This window comes from Sphaerobacter thermophilus DSM 20745 (assembly GCF_000024985.1).
Taxonomy (GTDB): domain Bacteria; phylum Chloroflexota; class Chloroflexia; order Thermomicrobiales; family Thermomicrobiaceae; genus Sphaerobacter; species Sphaerobacter thermophilus.
The window spans coordinates 243,793-260,791 of the sequence record NC_013523.1 but is presented as its reverse complement, the minus strand read 5'-3'; the positions used below and the strand labels follow the sequence as shown (position 1 = coordinate 260,791).

The window sequence follows — 16,999 nt, the reverse complement described above, 5'->3', positions numbered from 1 at the left end:
GAGAGCACCATGAAGCCCGCTCCATTCGCCTACGCGGTTGCCTCGAGCGTCGACGAGGCGATCCACACGCTGCAGCAGTATGGGCCGGACGCGCGACCGCTCGCGGGCGGGCAAAGCCTGATACCAGCCATGAACATGCGCCTGGCTCGCCCGGCCTATCTCGTCGATATCAACCGCGTTGCTGAATTGCGCTATATCCGCGAGACGCCGGACGGGCTCGCCATCGGGGCACTCACGCGGCACCGCCAGGTCGAGCGCTCAGAGGTGGTGCAGCGCGCGAACCCGCTCTTGCAGGAGGCCGCACGGCAGATCGGACACTTCCAGATCAGGACGCGGGGCACCATCGGCGGGAGCCTCGCCCACAACGACCCCAACGCGGAGTATGTGGTCGTCGCCCGCCTGCTGGAGGCCGAGATCGTCGCCACCGGCCCAGGCGGCCAGCGGGTGATCCCGGCCCGCGACTTCTTCGTTGGGTACCTGGCCACGACCCTCGCGCCCGATGAGCTGATCACGGAGGTTCGCATCCCCAGGCTCAACGGGAAGGGCGCTGCCTTCGTCAAGCTGGCGCGGCGCCACGGGGACTTCGCGATGATCTCCGCGGCGGCCACCATGGAGCTCAACCCGGATGGAACGATCAAGGACGCACGGGTGGCCCTCGGCAACGTCGGCGGAGGCATCCCGTACCTGGCCGCGATCGACATGACCGGCCAGAGCCCGACGCCCGACCTGCTGGCCGACATTGCCCTCGGCATCGCCTCCAACGTCCAGCCAGACCCAGACGGCACCGTGGACGTGAGCTACAAGAAGCACCTGGCCGGCGTCGTGGCTCGGCGGGCCATGGAGACGGCTCTGGCACGTGCGAAGGGAGAGATCTAGGTGAGCGCGGAAGTGACGACCCGGCAACGGATCTCGGTCACGGTCAACGGCGTCACGCACGAGCGCGATGTCGACGTGCGGCGGCTGCTCGCCGACTTCCTTCGATATGACCTGGGCCTGACGGGTACGCACGTCGGCTGCGAGCAGGGCGTCTGCGGCGCCTGCACCGTTCTACTGGACGGCGAGGCCGTGCGCTCCTGCATCACCATGGCAGTCCAGGCAGACGGCTGCTCCATTACCACGATCGAGGGGCTGGCTCCGGGGCCGGGCGAGCTCCACCCGATCCAGCAGGCGTTCTGGGAGCACCACGGCCTGCAATGCGGCTTCTGCACCCCCGGGTTCGTGATCTCCGCATACGCCTTCTTGCAGGACAATCCCCGGCCCAGTCGCGACGAGATTCGGGAGGCGCTGTCCGGCAATCTCTGCCGCTGCACCGGCTACAAGAACATCGTCGACGCGGTTGAGGCGGTCGCGGAGGCAATGGCTGCCACCGCCCGCACCGGCGACTGACGATCAGCTCCCGAGCCACGTCTGCGGCCGCCGCACCCCGGTTGCCGGGAGATGGCCGCCGGACGTGTCGGAGGAGTAGGAGAGCAGGGATGTCAAGCGAGACGCGAGCAGAGCGACTGCTGGACTTCTACCGCCGCATGCTCCAGCTACGGCGGTTCGAGGAGCGCTCCATCGAGCTGTATCAGCAGGGACTGATGGGCGGCTCGCTGCACGTCGGCATTGGCCAGGAAGCGGTGGCCGTCGGAGTCTGCGCCGCGCTCCGTCCCGACGACTACATGACGAACACCTACCGGGGGCGCCCCCAGTTCCTGGCCAAGGGTGCCGACCCGGGCAGGACGATGGCCGAGCTGCTGGGCCGGCGCGATGGCTACTGCCGAGGCAAGGGGGGGCCGATGCACGTCACCGCCGTGGAGCTGGGGTGCCTCGGCGCGAACGCTATCGTGGGCGCGGGCGTGCCGATCGCTGTCGGCGCCGCGCTCTCGGCCAAGATGCAGGGGAGCGATCGCGTCGCGGTCACATTCTTCGGGGAGGGAGCGACGAACCAGGGTGCCTGGCATGAGGCGATGAACCTGGCCGCCGTCTGGCAAGCACCGGTCGTGCTGGTGCTCGAGAACAACCAGTACGCCGAGATGACCCCCATCCGGCGCACGGTGCGGATCGAGCGTCTGGCGGATCGGGCAACGGCCTACGGCATCCCCGCGGTGATCGTCGATGGGATGGACGTCGAGGCGGTCCATGCGGCGGCGGTGGTAGCCGTCGCGCGTGCCCGGAGCGGCGGCGGCCCAACCCTGATCGAGGCCCAGACCTATCGCTTCAAGGGTCACATGATCGGCGACTCCGAGGTCTACCGGACCCGTGAGGAGGTGACGGAGTGGATGGCGCGCGACCCGCTCCGGCTGAGTCGGCAGAAGCTCATCGAGCTGGGCGTCGCTGAGGACGCGCTGGATCGCGCCGAGCGCGAGGTCGAGCGCTGGATCGAAGAGGCGGTGGCGTTCGCCCTGGCAAGCCCCGAGCCGACGGTTGAGTCGGCGTTCGAGGATGTGTGGGTGTCACCGAGCAGCTAAGGGGCGGGCAGGAGATCATGCGTGAGATCACCTATGCAGACGCGCTGAACGAGGCGCTCCGGGAGGAGATGGAGCGGGATCCGCGGATCGTCCTGCTCGGCGAGGATATCGGTGAGTACGGTGGGGTCTTCAAGGTGACCCGCGGACTCCTGGACACGTTCGGCCCCGATCGGGTGCGGGACACGCCTATCTCCGAGACCGGCTTCATCGGCGCGGCGATCGGCATGGCGATGACCGGGATGCGACCGGTCGTCGAGGTGATGTGGGTCGATTTCACCCTGGTCGCCATGGATCAGATCCTCAACCAGGCAGCGAAGCTGCGCTACATGTCGGGCGGGCAAGCCCGGGTCCCCCTCGTGATCCGCACGCAGCAGGGGGGTGGACGCGGCAACGGTGCCCAGCACTCGCAATCGCTCGAGGTGCTGTTCGCCCACATCCCCGGGCTGAAGGTCGTCCTCCCCGCTACCCCGCGAGACGCGAAGGGGCTGCTCAAGTTCGCCCTGCGCCAGGACGACCCGACCGTCTTCCTGGAGCACAAGATGCTCTACTTCACGCGCGGCGAGGTTCCGGATGAGGAGTATGTGATTCCCTTCGGCCAGGCCGAGGTCGTTGTACCCGGGTCCGACATCACCATCGTGTCCTGGTCGCGCTCGCTGCTGCGGGCGGTCGAGGCGGCTCAGGCGCTGCGCGACGACGGCATCGCGGCGGAGGTCATCGACCTGCGCACCCTGGTCCCGCTCGACATGGAGACGATCTACCGCTCGGTCCGCAAGACCAACCGGCTGGTGGTGGTCCACGAGGCGCACCGGAGCTTCGGGCCGGGCGCGGAGATCGCGGCGCGGGTCCAGGAGGAGCTCTTTACCGAACTCGACGCACCAGTCACCCGCATCGCCACGCCGGATATTCCGATCCCCTACAGCCGCGCGGTCGAGGCGGCGATCCTTCCGTCAACGCAGACCATCATCGAAGCGGTGCGCAGTACCCTCGCCCGCGTTTGAGCCCTGACGAAGAGAGCGCACCGCCTGCCGGTACCGGTTGAGTGTCTGGCGCCCTCAGCCGGTACCGGCCCCCTCCAACACCAGACCTCCCTTACCGGAAGTCGTGCGAGACGGGAGCGAGCCGGCGGTCGGGCTTGCGCTCGGGGAAGATGGGGCCGGCCTCGTGGACAGATGGCGACAGCGCCGGAGCGAAGGCCCGGCGCGCCGCGCTGTGGCGTCGCCGTAGTTGGCACGCCGCTGGTCTCTGCTTTACATCAGCGTCTCATTGATTCGCTGAAAGAGTTGCTCGAACCTATCCAGAGTTGCGGGCCGTAGTTTGGAACACAACTTGTCACGGTTGCGCAAGAGATAGTCCGCCGGAAGGCGATGATCAAAGTCACGGCCAAGGGCCTGCTCTACACGCTTCACGATCCGGTCACCCGGTGGAAGATCCTTAAGGGTGATCGTCGTCGCAAAGGCACCGTTGACGAGTTCCAAGTAGTCTTCGGGATCAAAGAGATCCTCGATGTCAGCGTACTTAGATCCGGTCACCGATCCAATGGTGATGAGTCGCTGGTCCTCGAGAAGGCCCCGCTGGGCCATTTCGAGCAGGCGTTGCATCCCTTGGGCACCCGAATCGGCTACGACAGTAACATCGAGATGTGGACCGACGAGAGCCACAAACGCTGGGATATTGGTTGCACCACCAGCGGGAAGAATTCGCCAGCGCTCATCCAGCCCCGCACGCCCCTGTGAGCGTAGATGCTCGCTAATAAGCGTCAAGTACGTGAAGTCCGACGTTCCCTCTACCACAAGGTTGTCCGGCCCAACGAATAGGCTCTGCGCGATGTCGTAACCGATAGCTGCCTGAAGAGGGAAGAGACTGTCGCGGTCTAAGCCTAAGACATCCGCCGATACAACAGCGCCCCTATCCGCCCCCTTGTCCTCCACGATACGAACTCGTTCAAGCCGCCCCATCTGGACCATGAATGGTGAGTGCGTGGTATAGAGCACTTGAACCTTTGGCGCCAAGCGCTCCTCGATGAAGCGGAGGAAGTCGTGCTGAGCGCGTCCGTGGAGGCCGAGCGCTGGTTCATCCAGGAGCACGATCACTTTCTCATCACTATGTTCAAACTCACTGAACGCGGCAAAGAAGGAGAAGAACCACTGAAATCCAGACGAACGTTGCCCGAAGTTATTGGTATAGCCGTAACGCCGATCGTGAACGCGAACATCGAGGTAGCGAGCAACGACAGGGGATCCTTTCGGTCCGTGTCTTACCACCTTATCGAGATCCAGGTTCACACTCAACTCTCGATTTTGTTTCCAGTACTGAAAGACTTGTCTAGTTAGGTGGTTGGAAACGGCCTCCAACTCGGCCTTGCGAATCTCGTAGTTGTCGTCGCGAAGCGCGTTCAAGTCAGTACCCGCTAGCTTCAGCAGTGCGCGCGCCGTCTGCTTGGAGCTTGAGTTTGGGTGGCCATTGTCGGACTTGGCAAGGTCGGCGAGATCGATGCGCCCTTCGAGAATACTGTACTCGCTGAAGTAGAAAAACAAAGGCATCCGGTGACGCAGAAGGTCTGCCACTGCGTCGTGCACTGTTCGGCCGGATCCTGGTACCTTGGAGATCTCCTCCTTGATGCGACGGAGATCGGATTTCTCCTCCTCAGACAGGTCGTCCACATTACTCAGCTGCGCGAGCTTGGTTAGCAAGGCGTCGAAGTCGTGACAACTCCTCAAGCGTTTGCGCGTGGCACTGCCAACGTTGAGCCGGTTCAGCGTGTTTGTTACGATTGCCTGCTCATTTGCGTGGCACTTAGCCACGACTGCACCGCTATAGGTCTTGGAGACCTCAAAGGTAGACCCAGAGAGGACTTCAGGGCCGAAGCGGTCTTCAACAGCACGCAAGTCATCTTGTTCTAGTTCGAATGAAGCAGTAATAGGCACCACCGCGTCGACGACACCTCGCTTGCGATCATCAGCCCAAATCCAGCGAGGGTAGTGCTCGCTTTGATCGAACGCGGCCGGATAAGCGGGATTCAGCATGTACAATGCCTCAAGAAGTGCACTCTTGCCTGATTCATTCTTACCGACGAGGCACGTAATGTCAGGCTGAACTTCTACAGTAGTGGAATCAATGATGTTACGGAAATACTGAACACGGAAGCTCGTAAGGCGCATTTGCGGGTCCTCCCAGCGACCGTTCGTGCTAGTTGAGCATTCTCGATCACAAGACATGCTACCAGATATCGCGATGGGATGTCGGGAGACAGTCTGCGTGCTTCGGGCGAAGTATTTAGAGGCCACAGGCAGATGGAGGAATCTGTGATCGTTATCGTAGCAGACTCTCACCTCCCTTACCGGAAGTCGTGCGAGACGGGAGCGAGCCGGCGGTCGGGCTTGCGCTCGGGGAAGATGGGGCCGGCCTCGTGGACAGATGGCGACGGCGCCGGAGCGAAGGCCCGGCGCGCCGCGTCGAGCGTGTGCAGGCGGTGGGCGACGAGGTTGATCGTCCCGTCGCGCCGCTGCAGACGCCCCTCGACCACCAGGAACGGCTCGCCCCGCACCAGCAGCCGCTGCTCCTCGTAGAGCGCCGGGTAGATGATGACGTTCACCAGACCTCGCTCGTCCTCCAGCAACAGGAAGGTGATCCCCTTGGCCGTCCCCGGGCGCTGGCGGCAGACGACCAACCCCGCGACCCGCACCTCGGTCCCGTCGGGAATCTCCGCCAGATCGACTGTGGAGACGATCGCCTCCGGCAGGTGCGGGCGGAGGAGTCCAAGCGGGTGGTAGCGGGGCGAGAGGCCCAGCGTGTCGTAGTCCGCCGCCATCTGCTCCCAGGCGCTCATCGGCCGCAGTTCCACCATGTCCTGCTCCACCGGCAGCGCCAGCGGGAGCTGCTTCCCGGCAGCCCCGTTCTTCCCGAATCCTCGCGCCGGGATGAACAGGCCGAGTTGCCAGAGCGCCTCCCGGCGCCCCAAGCCGAAGCCATCGAACGCGCCGACCACGATCAGATTCTCGACCGCCTCCCGCGCCAGCGGCACTCGGCGGACGAAGTCGGCCAGCGAGCGGTAGGGGCCGTTTGCCTCCCGTTCCCGCTCGATCAGCAGCGCGGCATCCTCGCCGATCCCCTGGACATAGCCGAAGCCGATGCGCACGGCGTTCCCCTCGACGGTGCAGCGCGCGCCGCTCTGGTTCACGTCGGGCGGGAGGATACGCACGCCGTGCCGCTTGGCGTCGTTGACGATCACGTGGGGCGGGTAGAACCCCATCGGCTGGTTATTGAACAGCGCACAGGTGAACTCGGTCGGGTAGTAGCACCGCAGCCAGGCCGACTGGTAGGCGAGCACGGCGAACGCCGCCGAGTGGCTCTTGGGGAAACCATACTCGGCGAAGCCCAGCAACTTGCGGAACACCTCCTTGGCGACCTCCAGGCGCACCCCCCGCGCCAGCGCCCCATCCCGGAACTGGCGCCAGAAGTGGAGCATCGCCTCGCGCGAGCGCTTGCGGCTCATGGCCCGGCGCAGTGCCTCGGCCTGCCCGGCGGTGAACCCGGCCAGCACCATCGCCACCTCCAGCACCTGCTCCTGGTAGAGGATCACCCCTAGCGTCTCCTCCAGCACCGGCTCCAGCGACGGGTGGTCGTAGCGGATCGGTGCCCGGGGGTTGCGCATCCGCCGCTGGCGGTTCTGCACGTAGGGATTGACCGCCTTGCCGACGATCGGGCCGGGACGGACGATCGCCACCTGGACGATCAGGTCCTCCAGCGAGCGCGGCTGGGTGCGCGGCAGCATCTGGATCTGCGCCCGGCTCTCGATCTGGAACACGCCGATGGTGTCCCCGGCGCAGATCATGTCGTAGACCGCCGGGTCGGCGAAGTCGATCCGCGAGAGATCCACCGGCGGCTTGCCCGAGCGGACGATCAACTCCAGGCACTCCTCGACCAGCGAGAGCATCCCCAGCGCCAGGAAGTCGATCTTGATGAAGCGGGCGTCGTCGCAGGAGTCCTTGTCCCACTGGCAGAGGTAGCGCCCCGGCATGGCGGCCGGCTGGATCGGCACCAGCTCCACCAGCGGCGAAGAGGAAACGATCATCCCGCCGACGTGCTGGGTGACGTGGCGGGGGAAGCCGGCCAGCTCCTCAGCCAGCTCCACCAGATAGCGCAGCGGTGGCGCGTCCCGCCGCGCGGCGAACTCCGGGATACGCGCCAGCTCCTCCCCCAGATCCTTCGCCGAGCGCGCCTCGCTCAGCTTGGCGATCTTGTCGATGTCGGGCTGGGGAAGGCCGAGCGCCTTGCCGATGTCGCGCACCGCGCTGCGCAGCTTGTACGTGGAGAACGCGCAGACGAGCGCGGCATGCTCCGGGCCGTACACCTCGTAGACCCGCTCGATCAGCCGCTCGCGGATGTCGCGCGGGAAGTCGAGGTCGATGTCCGGCACCGAGCGCAGATCCTCGTTGAGGAAGCGACCGAGGAAGAGCCCGTGCGCCAGCGGGTCGACGTGCGACAGGCCGATCAGGTAGCAGACGATCGAGCTGACCGACGAACCGCGCCCTCGCCCGGGCGGCAGGTTCCCGCCCGCACGCGGCGTGTCCGTCCCACGCACCTCGGCCGCCACCTCCTGCGCCAGCAGCAACAGGTCGCGGTAGAGCAGGAAGAAGCCGGCCAGCCGGTGCCGGGCGATCAGCCGTAACTCCTCCGCCAGCCGTGCCTCAGCCGCCGCGCGCCGCTCCGGCTCCGGGTAGCGCTCGGCCAGCGCCTCCCGGCAGATCCGCGCCAGCAGGTCGTCGGGCGTCTCCCCCGGCGCCGTCGGGTAGTCGGGGAAGCGATAGGCGAGATCCCGCGTCAGATCGAACCCGGCGCAGCGCTCGGCGATCTCCAGCGTCGCCTCCAGCGCCGCCGGGTAGCGGTCGAAGAGTACGGCGACCTCCTCGGCGGCACGCAGGTAGAACTCCGCGTTGGCCCGCCGCGCCCGGTGCGCCCCGTCGAGCGTCGTCCGCTCGCGGATCGCCACCAGCACATCCTGCAGGCGGTGCCGCTCCGGCCGGTGGTAGTGGACATTCCCCGTCGCGGCGTAGCGCAGGCCCAGGCGTTCCGCTAGCTCCACCAGCAGCCGGACACGCCGGGTATCGCCGTAGACCAGGTTCTGCTGCAGCTCAACGACGACATTCTCCGCCCCGAACCACTCCACGTACCGCCGCAGCAGCCCCTCCGCCCCGGCCAGATCTCCGGCATCCACCAGCCGCGCCAGCGCCCCCTGCCGGCAGCCGGTGAGCAGGATCAACCCCTCGGCGTGCCGGGGCAGCAGGTCGGGATCGAGCCGGGGCACGCGGTCCTCCCCTGCATGGTGCGCGGCCGTGATCAGGCGACAGAGGTTCCCGTAACCGGTCACCGACTCCGCCAGCAGCGTCAGGTGCGAGCCGTCGGCCAGGGTCAGCTCGGCGCCGGTGATCGGCTGGATGTCCGCCGCACGCGCCAACTGGGCGAACTCCATCGCGCCGTGGAGGCCATCGTGGTCGGTGATAGCCAGCGCCCGATAGCCAAGCTCCGAGGCACGCGCAATGATCTCCTCCGGCAACGAGGCGCCGTCGAGGAACGAGTACGCGGTGTGGAGGTGCAACTCCACATAGCGATGTTCACGTCCCATGGCATCCTTCCCAGAGGGCGATCAAGACGTTCCAACAGTCGAGCAGTCGAGAAGAGAGGGTGGGGGCGATGACAACGATCCGGGCCGAGACACCGGCCGACGCCGAGGCGATCTCCGAGGTCAACCGGCTCGCGTTCGGCCGCGAGAACGAGGCGCGGCTGGTCGAGGCGATCCGCGACACACCGGGGTTCATCCCGGGGCTCTCACTCGTCGCCGAGCGCGACGGCCGTGTCGTCGGCCACATCCTCTTCAGCCGGATCGCGATCCGCACCGACAAGGGGCAGGAGGTTCCGGCACTGGCCCTCGCGCCGGTCGCCGTGCTACCGGAGTACCAGGGTCAGGGAATCGGCTCCACACTGATCCGCGCCGGGCTCGACCGTGCCCGCGCCCTCGGCCACCGGATCGTGGTCGTAGTCGGCCACCCCGACTACTACCCCCGCTTCGGCTTCACCTCAGCCCGGGCGCAAGGGCTGGAAGCCCCCTTCCCGGTCTCCGACCCCGCCTTCATGGCCCTCGCCCTCACGCCCGGCGCGCTCGATGGCGTTCACGGGCTCGTGGTCTATCCGGAGGCGTTTGAGGGGGTGTGATACCGGCGCAGCCATGGTGGTACGTGGGCGGCACGGCCCCGAAATGATGCCGTTTGGCGAACTCGATGAGGCTACGGCGGTGATCCGTGCCCGGGAGACCCCCGGGCGCACGACCAAGAGCCCGGTAGAGCGGGCTGAGAACGTTGGTGAAGAGTATTGGTGTGGTGAGGAAGCGCATCGTCTTCGGCACGTGCCCGGGGCTAAAGCCACCGGGCTGATACAGAAAAGCCCACTAAAGGGGCTGGAACGATATTCGTCCCTAGTCCCTTTAGTGGACTTCTCCTTGTTAGCCCGGCGGCTTTAGCCCCGGGCCCCGACCACGGCGCGGGATCCTCGCACCACCCATCCCGCGTCCCGACGATTGCGCGGAACCAACGCTGGCGCGGGATGATTCCGCGCCATACCAAAGCGGCGGCCGGAGCCGCCGCACTCCAAAGCCGGCTTCAGCCGGCTTCCCTTGTTAGTCCGGGGGTTTACCCCCGGGCACGCATCACCGCCGTCGCCCCAATCAACGCATCACACTCCAGAGCTGATTAGGGGATAAGCCCTAACTCCCTGCGGATATGCTGTGCAATCCCGTCCACATCGTTGCGGAGGACGTCAATAACATCATCACGTGTGAGACGAAAGCCAGGCTCGTATCGCGCCTTATATGCGTAGTCAAGCAGCAGGGTGTATGAGGATGCGATAGGACGCAGTTCAGCCGTCAGGTTGACCAAGCGGGACCGATCCTGATGACTCTTTGGCTCGTAGTCCAGCCGCTCCCAGAGGAATGCGTTCACGTAGTGAACGGCAGCGTAGAAACCGACTACGACCGACCACTCGGTTGGCGAAGGCTGGATGTTAGTGATCTGAGCTAGTTGCCAGGCAATATCGCGGTTACGGTCGGCGGTGGCGAGATGCTGAACAGTCCGCTTCTTCACCGCCACCGCACCTAGTGCAAAGGAACTGACTCCGCGTCTTGCGGAATGATGGTTTCCAAATCCATTGCCTCATAGAGTCTCGGATTGATGAGGTGAAGCCGGATGGCTGCCTCAGGGAACTGCTCGTACAGGTGTGACACAGTGCCGTAGAGGTGTCGCTCGATCGAGCGGTCGATCGGCTCCGTCAGCAGCCATAGTTCGACCCAACCGCAATGCTGGCGAACCCAGAACTGCTGTACCGCTGGCTCATCCTGTATTAAGGCAGCAAACGCGCGGCCAATGCGTTGCACGGGGATTTCATTGTCAAGTCCCACGCTGGTCTGCCTCATCCTAGTGCGTCCTGCCTTTGCTTCTCACAGGATCGTTGCAAGATCAGAGCCAGCCGTAGCCGCTCGTCACGCTGCGCATCCAAGTCATCATCTATGCTTCATCAGTCTAGCAGCACAGGCACGTACTGAGAATATCGGATACACCACTGGTATCGATAGCCGATAACAGGTTGCGGAGCCTGTCCTCACAGCCCCTCGCTGGCACCCGCTACACCCCACACCCGCACCCCTTCTCGCGGAGGAGGCGGCGCTGTTCCTCGGGAGTGTCGACGTACTCGGTCTGGACAGCGGCGCCGGTAGCGAGAGCGGCGGGGAGGGGGCTGCGGTGTTGGTAGCCGCGACGCTGCATCTCGGCAACAAGTTGGTCGTGCCGCAGGAAGAGGGCTTTGAGCTTGCCACGCCAGCGGCGCGTCTCCGGGTGGTTGGCGAATCCCGGCTTCCCCTCCGTCAGGACCGACCAGAGTGCGTGCAACTCACGGTGCTCGCCGAGGAGATGCTGGCGACAGAGGCACTCGGGCGGGAGATCCCAGATGCGCATGGGTGCGTCCTATCGAACCGCCGTCAGCGGACTGTTGTGGCGAAGACCGCGCGATGGGCTGCTGCGTGCCCGCGCGCCCCGGGCCGGCGCCGAGCGTTCAGCCGCCGGACTTACGCCTTCCGCGCCGAGACCCAGAAGTAGATACCGAGCGTGCCGAACAAGACGATGAGCATGACCGGCAGAAAAACGACGCCGATGCCCGTCGACTCCCCCTGCGCCGTCCGGACGATGCTCCACTCGAGGAATGCGAAGAGCCAGACCAGCTCCGCCTTCAGCCAGGTCATCAGCGTGCGCGCCAATCGGTACTGCCGCGGCGCGTTCTCCTCGGTGATCACCCGGGGATAGTTGAAGATGTGCGGGAACCGATTCAGGATCGTTAGCCCGGCATAGAGCGCCATCATCACGAGCGGCGGGAAGAGGACAGACGTCTTAGACCCCCAGGAGTCCGGCTCCCCGGTCACGCCAAAGTGCGTCGGAACCCGGTCGGGCAGGTCGGGCCAGGCATACAGCAGGATGGCAACGGTGACGATGATGCCGATCAGGGCCAGCAACTCCCCCACGATCTCGAACGACGATCGCGGCAGGTCGAGCACCGGTCGCTGTTCTCGCTTCGAGGACGTCGCAGTCATACCGCTCCTTGTGGTAGGTGCTTCGTGTTGCGTGTTCCGTGTTGCGTGCTCCGTAGAGCGCAGGCTGTACCGCCAGCTTCCCTCAACGCTGGAATCATTATATAGAGTCCAATACGGAACACGAAGCACGCAACACGCTTTACACATACACCCGGCCTTCGCGCACGTACCGGCCATCGCGCGGCCCGGGAAACGCCGGGTCGGTGATGGCCCGGAAGGCCGCGACTGCGGCGAGCAGGCTGTCGAGCGCGTCACCGCCAGCGTCGTCGAGCGCAGCGCGCCGGACCTTGTCTGGCACGGCAACCCGCTCCACACACGCGAGCGCCTCCAGGATCCGGGCCCGGCCGGCGCGGCGCGCCTCACCCCGTCCTTTGTAGGGAGCATAGCGGCCGTCCCGTTTGAGCGTCGACGCCGGACAGACCTCCAGCAGCCAGGCACGCCCCGGCAACGCAGGCTGCATCGGGACGACGCAGGCGACCCCGGCGGCCACCAGCGGGGCCAGCAGGTCGCGGATGCCGGTGTAGGTCTGCCGGTAGATCCGGAGATTGTACGGAGAGAACGGGGTTGCCGCCTCGATGTCGGTCAACCGGCGCAACTCTCGCCCACCGGCCGCGGCGACACAGGCGCGGCGGAAGGTATCGGCGTCGGGGTACCGCCGGGCGAACCCGCGCGCGAACGACTCCCAGCCTCCCTCGGGGACCAGCGCTGCCGGTAGCCCGAAGGGAAAATCGAGCCCGACGGCTGCGTTGGGTTCTGCCGTGATGAGCCGTCGTAGCGCCGCCAGCGCCGGTTCCCGCGCAGCCTCTCCGCCCGGCAGGTCCGCCGCCCGGTAGCACGCCTCGATCCGAAGGGTACCGTCCACGATTGCGCCGCGCGCGATCCAGATCCGCTGCCCGGCGTCCCTCGCCCCGCTGAAGTCGACCCCGTAAACGCGACGCACCGTCCCATCCCAGCCAGGAGCACACCCGCGCGGCCGAATCGGCCGTCGAAGCGCGAGCAGCCTCTACCTATACGAACACCAAATCAGAACACATTTTCTACTCTGACTGCCTGTCACGCTTCTCCACGGCCGAACCGGCCGACGCGAGCCTCCGACCCACCGCGACCAGGGCGATCGACCAGCCGTGCGGCACTCAGGATCGAGCCCCTGCCCGAGCTGGCAGGGACTAGCCGCATCTGAAGAGATTGTGCCTGACCAGCGCACCGCTCCAGGACACACTGCTGCCCGGGTTCGGGAACCCGGGCAGCGCGGTTACGCTTTGAAGTGGAAGTAGCCCTGGATGGCGTTGTGCCCCCGCAGATTCACGTCCGGCAGGCCGTAATCGCGCGACGACTCGCGTCGGTAGTGCTCGGCCTTGGCGACGAACGCGGGGGAACCGGGGATCGTGGAGAAGATGCTCTCGTTCAGAGTCGTCACCTCGCCGGTGGGGCCGCGGTACGGCTCCATCGTCGCTTCGGCCATCGAGCCGATGGTCAGCGTGCCTTTCCCGCCCTCCACCGTGAAGGTGATCGGCGCCCGCTGCCACAGGATCTCGCCATAGAGCCCGGCCACATCCGCCAGCGGCCCGCCAAGCTCGCCCGACCACGCCCGCATGAGCACCTCTGCCTGCTCCGGCGTAGCGGCGTCGTCGATGAAGAACACGCCGTGGATGTTGCCCTCCAGGATGTTACCGGGGATGTGATCAATCTCGGCCACCGTCAGCCCCGAGACGTCCACGCCCTCGATCGTGCCCCGGTCGATGTGGTAGGCCTGCATCGAGTCGCAGGTCCCGTTGTCCGGGTCCTCGCCGATCCAGCATGGGCAGAGGACGTTGCAGTCACAGACTTCGAGCAGCCGGCCTTCAAGCTCGTACGCCATGGCTCGCCCTCCCGTTGACACGACAGTTTGCCGCGGTCCTCACTGGTCGACGACATCGCGTCCCGGCGAATGCCTGGCGCGAGCCGTGATCGGGACTTGGGGATACGATTTCGGCGCTTTTCCGCATTTTTCGCGCCATGATTGCGCTCTTTCGGCCAGGAACATTCGGGAGATGTACTCACTCTGATGACCGATGATCAAGGGTCATCGATGTCTCCCTGGGCTGACCACGCGGTGAGACGAGCCAAAGCAAACACCCGCTCTCGCAATGAGAGCGGGTGCGCGGTTTCGTGTCGAGGGAATCTACCCCAGCGCCTCGGCGAACACCGCTACCGCCGTGTCCACCTGCTCGCGGGTCAGGAGCAGCGGCGGGAGGAAGCGAACGGTGAGGCTCCCGGCCATGAGGGCCAGCACGCCGCGCTCCTGCATGGCGCGCACGACCGGCGTCGCCCGGCCCTTCAGCTCCACGCCGATCATCAACCCCTGGCCGCGCACCTCGCGGACCTTGGGGTGCGCCAGGGCCCGGAGTTGCTCGATGAAGTAGGCCCCGACCTCGGCGCTGTGCGCCAGCCAGCCCTCGGACTCCAGCGCCTCGAGCGTCGCCAGCCCCGCGGCGGCGGCCAGCGGGTTACCGCCGAAGGTGGTGCCGTGCACCCCGCCTTCCAGCGCCCCGGCAACCTCAGCCGTCATCAGCGTGGCCCCGATCGGCACGCCGTTGGCGAGCCCCTTGGAGAGGGCCATCAGGTCGGGCGTCACTCCAGCGTGCTGGCAGGCGAACCAGGTGCCGGTGCGGAAGCCGGTCTGGATCTCGTCGAAGATCACAAGCGCGCCGGCCGCGTGGGCGATCTCCCGGGCGCGGGCCAGATAACCAGGCGGCGCCGGGTGGATGCCGCCCTCACCCTGGATCGGCTCCAGCACCACGGCGGCCGTGGTCTCGTCAACCGCCTCAGCCAGCGCCTCGGCGTCGCCGTAGGTGACGTGAGTCGCTTCGGCGAGCGCCCCGGCGAAGGGATCGCGGTACTTCTTGTCGGCCGTGGCCGCCAGCGCGCCGAGGGTCCGACCGTGGTAACCACGCTTGGCGGCAACCACCTTGGTGCGGCCGGTGGCGACATAGGCGAACTTCAGCGCCGCCTCGATCGCCTCGGTGCCGGAGTTGGAGAGGAAGGCGTGGGTCAGCCCGGCCGGGGCGATGCTGAGCAACTTCTGGAGGAACGCGGAGCGCACGTCATTGGAGAACGACTGGTGGCAACTGACCAGTGTGGCGGCCTGCCGCTGGATCGCCTCGGTGACCTTCGGGTGGGCATGGCCGAGGATGTTGACGCCGTAGTTGCTCACCAGATCGAGGTACCGAGTGCCGTCGGCATCCCAGAGGTAGACCCCCTCGCCGCGCACCAGCGCAATGTCGCGCTTCGCGTACAGCGGCGGCTGGAGGTCCTTGTCTTTTCGGACGATGTCGATGTTCAGCGCCTGACTCATGCCTCGGCTCCAATCGGCGCGCTCGCCATCACGACGGTCCCCTCGCCCGCCAGGGCGCGCCGCACCGGCTGCGGAACCCGCGCGTCGGCGAAGATGACCCGTCCGATCCCGGCGGCAACGGCGTCCACACCCGCCTGCACCTTCTTCTTCATGCGCCCCCCGGCCGCTTCCATGGCGGCCTCGACGCTGGCCGGATCGCTCACGTCTATCTGCCGCACCAGCGAGTCCGGGTCGTTGAGGTCGCGAAGCAGCCCGGCGGTGTTGGAGAGGATCACCAGTGCGTCGGCACCGAGCGCGAGGCCCAGCCGCAGGGTCAGCTTGTCTCCGTCGACGTTGATCGCCTCCCCGGCATCGGACAGCGCAGGCGGCGTCAGCACCGGGAGGTAGCCGTTGTCGAGCAGCAGGTCGATCAGCCGGGTGTCGATCCGGGTGATGCTGCCGGCGTAGTCTCCGCGCAGCACTTTCGGCTTGCCGTCCTCGATGGCACGCAGGGTGTCCTTGCGCGGGCCGCGGGCGATGCCCCCGTCGAGCGCGCTCAGGCCGACCGCGTTGACGCCGCGCGCCTGCAACCCCTCCACCAACCGCTTGTTGACCAGTCCGGCATAGACCGCCAGCATCAGGTCCATCGTCTCGGCATCGGTGAAACGGCTGACCTGCCCGGTCTTGGAGTAGACGAGGCGCGGCTCACGCCCCATGGCGCGTGTCCACTCGTCCATCGTTGCGTTCGCGCCGTGGACGAACACGACTCGCTCGGTCTTCGAAAGTTCCGCCAGGTCGTCGAGCGTCGGCCCGGGATCGATCCCCGCGCTCCCACCCAGCTTGACGATCAGCATCGGTCCCTCCGTTGTCGTACGTCATGCGTCACGCGTTATGCGTCATGCTCCCCTCTCCCTGGTAGGAGAGGGCCGGGGGTGAGGGGGACGCATCACGCATGACGTATGACGCATCACCCCTCCTTCACCAGATGCAGCGTGTAGCCGAGCCGGGTGCGCCACTCCTGCCAGGGCCGGAACCCGGCGACCGCCGCCAACGCCCGCACGTGATCGGCACGCTGGTAGTGCGGATCGGGGAAGCCCTCGCTCACCGAGAGGATGCCACCGGGCTTCAGCGCGGCGTGCAGGTCGCGCAGCACCGCGAGTTGATCCGGTGTCTCGCCGAGCACGGCGACCAGGAGCGCCCGGTCGAAGCTCTCCGGCTCCAGCGCGCCGTCCCCCAGCGCGGCCTGCACGGTGCGGATGTTGGTCACCCCCTCGGCGGCCGCCCGCTGCTCCAGCTTAGCGAGCATCTCGGGCTGGATGTCGAGCGCCACGACCTCGCCGTTGGGTGCGACCCGCCGCGCCGCCGGGATCGTCAGGCGGCCCGTGCCGGCACCGGCGTCGAGCACGCGCATTCCCGGTCGCAGGTCAAGCCGGTCGAGGATGACATCGGCCCGCGCGTGCTCAAACTGCGGCAGGCTGAGCACCCACGACAGCCGTGCCGAGAATGGCGCGGGCGCCTCCCGCTGCCGCCGCCACCAGACCACCGCGGCTGCCACCGCCCCGATCGCACCGATAATGGTGAGGAAACGTCGCATCTGGGGTCTTCCCC

Annotated in this window: 16 protein-coding genes; 5 read left to right on the top strand and 11 right to left on the bottom strand. The window is 66.4% G+C overall.

All coding sequences use genetic code 11. From position 1 onward, the window contains the following. Positions 1-9 precede the first annotated feature (9 nt). The 4 genes from STHE_RS01145 (at position 10) to STHE_RS01130 (ending at position 3,448) form a co-directional block, all read left to right on the top strand. A complete protein-coding gene (locus STHE_RS01145; RefSeq protein ID WP_012870719.1) occupies positions 10-876 on the top strand; it encodes an FAD binding domain-containing protein in 867 nt (288 codons plus the stop codon). Then, the gene (locus STHE_RS01140; protein ID WP_012870718.1) at positions 877-1,386 is read left to right on the top strand and encodes a (2Fe-2S)-binding protein; all 510 of its coding nucleotides are present in this window, start codon (positions 877-879) and stop codon (positions 1,384-1,386) included. 89 nt (positions 1,387-1,475) lie between these two features. Beyond that, complete coding sequence (locus STHE_RS01135; RefSeq protein ID WP_012870717.1) at positions 1,476-2,450, top strand: thiamine pyrophosphate-dependent dehydrogenase E1 component subunit alpha; 975 nt, start codon at positions 1,476-1,478, stop codon at positions 2,448-2,450. 17 nt (positions 2,451-2,467) lie between these two features. After that, on the top strand, positions 2,468-3,448 hold the full coding sequence (locus tag STHE_RS01130; protein WP_012870716.1) for an alpha-ketoacid dehydrogenase subunit beta: 981 nt from the start codon (positions 2,468-2,470) through the stop codon (positions 3,446-3,448). Positions 3,449-3,697: 249 nt separating this feature from the next. On the opposite strand, the gene STHE_RS01125 is transcribed toward STHE_RS01130, so the two are convergent. Together STHE_RS01125 and STHE_RS01120 are read right to left on the bottom strand one after the other, a co-directional pair. Beyond that, complete coding sequence (locus STHE_RS01125; protein ID WP_012870715.1) at positions 3,698-5,608, bottom strand: ATP-dependent nuclease; 1,911 nt, start codon at positions 5,606-5,608, stop codon at positions 3,698-3,700. Between the two features lie 176 nt (positions 5,609-5,784). After that, a complete protein-coding gene (locus tag STHE_RS01120) occupies positions 5,785-9,072 on the bottom strand; it encodes a DNA polymerase III subunit alpha (RefSeq protein ID WP_012870714.1) in 3,288 nt (1,095 codons plus the stop codon). A gap of 68 nt (positions 9,073-9,140) precedes the next feature. Between STHE_RS01120 and STHE_RS01115 the strand changes: the two genes are divergently transcribed. Further along, positions 9,141-9,659, top strand: coding sequence for a GNAT family N-acetyltransferase (locus tag STHE_RS01115; protein ID WP_012870713.1), 519 nt, complete (start codon positions 9,141-9,143; stop codon positions 9,657-9,659). 533 nt (positions 9,660-10,192) lie between these two features. Here STHE_RS01115 and STHE_RS01110 read toward each other — a convergent pair. The 9 genes from STHE_RS01110 to STHE_RS01070 form a co-directional block, all read right to left on the bottom strand. Next, positions 10,193-10,582: a HEPN domain-containing protein gene (locus STHE_RS01110; protein ID WP_012870712.1), complete on the bottom strand. Its 390-nt coding sequence runs from the start codon at positions 10,580-10,582 to the stop codon at positions 10,193-10,195. Between the two features lie 11 nt (positions 10,583-10,593). After that, complete coding sequence (locus tag STHE_RS01105; protein ID WP_012870711.1) at positions 10,594-10,911, bottom strand: hypothetical protein; 318 nt, start codon at positions 10,909-10,911, stop codon at positions 10,594-10,596. 208 nt (positions 10,912-11,119) lie between these two features. Further along, positions 11,120-11,449 (bottom strand): pyrimidine dimer DNA glycosylase/endonuclease V, encoded by a 330-nt coding sequence (locus tag STHE_RS01100; protein WP_012870710.1) that lies wholly within the window; start codon positions 11,447-11,449, stop codon positions 11,120-11,122. Between the two features lie 110 nt (positions 11,450-11,559). Then, a complete protein-coding gene (locus tag STHE_RS01095; RefSeq protein ID WP_012870709.1) occupies positions 11,560-12,078 on the bottom strand; it encodes a DUF1648 domain-containing protein in 519 nt (172 codons plus the stop codon). Between the two features lie 139 nt (positions 12,079-12,217). After that, complete coding sequence (locus STHE_RS01090; protein WP_012870708.1) at positions 12,218-13,018, bottom strand: DUF429 domain-containing protein; 801 nt, start codon at positions 13,016-13,018, stop codon at positions 12,218-12,220. 312 nt (positions 13,019-13,330) lie between these two features. After that, positions 13,331-13,936 (bottom strand): DUF1326 domain-containing protein, encoded by a 606-nt coding sequence (locus STHE_RS01085; RefSeq protein ID WP_012870707.1) that lies wholly within the window; start codon positions 13,934-13,936, stop codon positions 13,331-13,333. Between the two features lie 303 nt (positions 13,937-14,239). After that, positions 14,240-15,412, bottom strand: a complete 1,173-nt coding sequence (locus tag STHE_RS01080; RefSeq protein ID WP_012870706.1) for an aspartate aminotransferase family protein — start codon at positions 15,410-15,412, stop codon at positions 14,240-14,242. Further along, entirely contained in the window at positions 15,409-16,245 is an 837-nt protein-coding gene (locus tag STHE_RS01075; RefSeq protein ID WP_012870705.1) for a [LysW]-aminoadipate kinase, read from the bottom strand. Before STHE_RS01075 ends, STHE_RS01080 begins: the two co-directional genes overlap by 4 nt. A 113-nt stretch (positions 16,246-16,358) precedes the next feature. Then, positions 16,359-16,985 carry a class I SAM-dependent methyltransferase gene (locus tag STHE_RS01070; protein WP_012870704.1) on the bottom strand — a complete coding sequence of 209 codons (627 nt, stop codon included), beginning with the start codon at positions 16,983-16,985 and terminating at the stop codon, positions 16,359-16,361. Positions 16,986-16,999: the final 14 nt, after the last annotated feature.

Excerpts from the sequence above, each read along its gene's own strand:
- STHE_RS01115 (WP_012870713.1), top strand. The coding sequence starts at position 9,141 with ATGACAACGATCCGGGCCGAGACACCGGCCGACGCCGAGGCGATCTCC.
- STHE_RS01125 (WP_012870715.1), bottom strand. The coding sequence starts at position 5,608 with ATGCGCCTTACGAGCTTCCGTGTTCAGTATTTCCGTAACATCATTGAT.
- STHE_RS01095 (WP_012870709.1), bottom strand. The coding sequence starts at position 12,078 with ATGACTGCGACGTCCTCGAAGCGAGAACAGCGACCGGTGCTCGACCTG.
- STHE_RS01145 (WP_012870719.1), top strand. The coding sequence starts at position 10 with ATGAAGCCCGCTCCATTCGCCTACGCGGTTGCCTCGAGCGTCGACGAG.
- STHE_RS01100 (WP_012870710.1), bottom strand. The coding sequence starts at position 11,449 with ATGCGCATCTGGGATCTCCCGCCCGAGTGCCTCTGTCGCCAGCATCTC.
- STHE_RS01085 (WP_012870707.1), bottom strand. The coding sequence starts at position 13,936 with ATGGCGTACGAGCTTGAAGGCCGGCTGCTCGAAGTCTGTGACTGCAAC.
- STHE_RS01130 (WP_012870716.1), top strand. The coding sequence starts at position 2,468 with ATGCGTGAGATCACCTATGCAGACGCGCTGAACGAGGCGCTCCGGGAG.
- STHE_RS01070 (WP_012870704.1), bottom strand. The coding sequence starts at position 16,985 with ATGCGACGTTTCCTCACCATTATCGGTGCGATCGGGGCGGTGGCAGCC.
- STHE_RS01135 (WP_012870717.1), top strand. The coding sequence starts at position 1,476 with ATGTCAAGCGAGACGCGAGCAGAGCGACTGCTGGACTTCTACCGCCGC.
- STHE_RS01105 (WP_012870711.1), bottom strand. The coding sequence starts at position 10,911 with ATGAGGCAGACCAGCGTGGGACTTGACAATGAAATCCCCGTGCAACGC.
- STHE_RS01075 (WP_012870705.1), bottom strand. The coding sequence starts at position 16,245 with ATGCTGATCGTCAAGCTGGGTGGGAGCGCGGGGATCGATCCCGGGCCG.
- STHE_RS01080 (WP_012870706.1), bottom strand. The coding sequence starts at position 15,412 with ATGAGTCAGGCGCTGAACATCGACATCGTCCGAAAAGACAAGGACCTC.
- STHE_RS01120 (WP_012870714.1), bottom strand. The coding sequence starts at position 9,072 with ATGGGACGTGAACATCGCTATGTGGAGTTGCACCTCCACACCGCGTAC.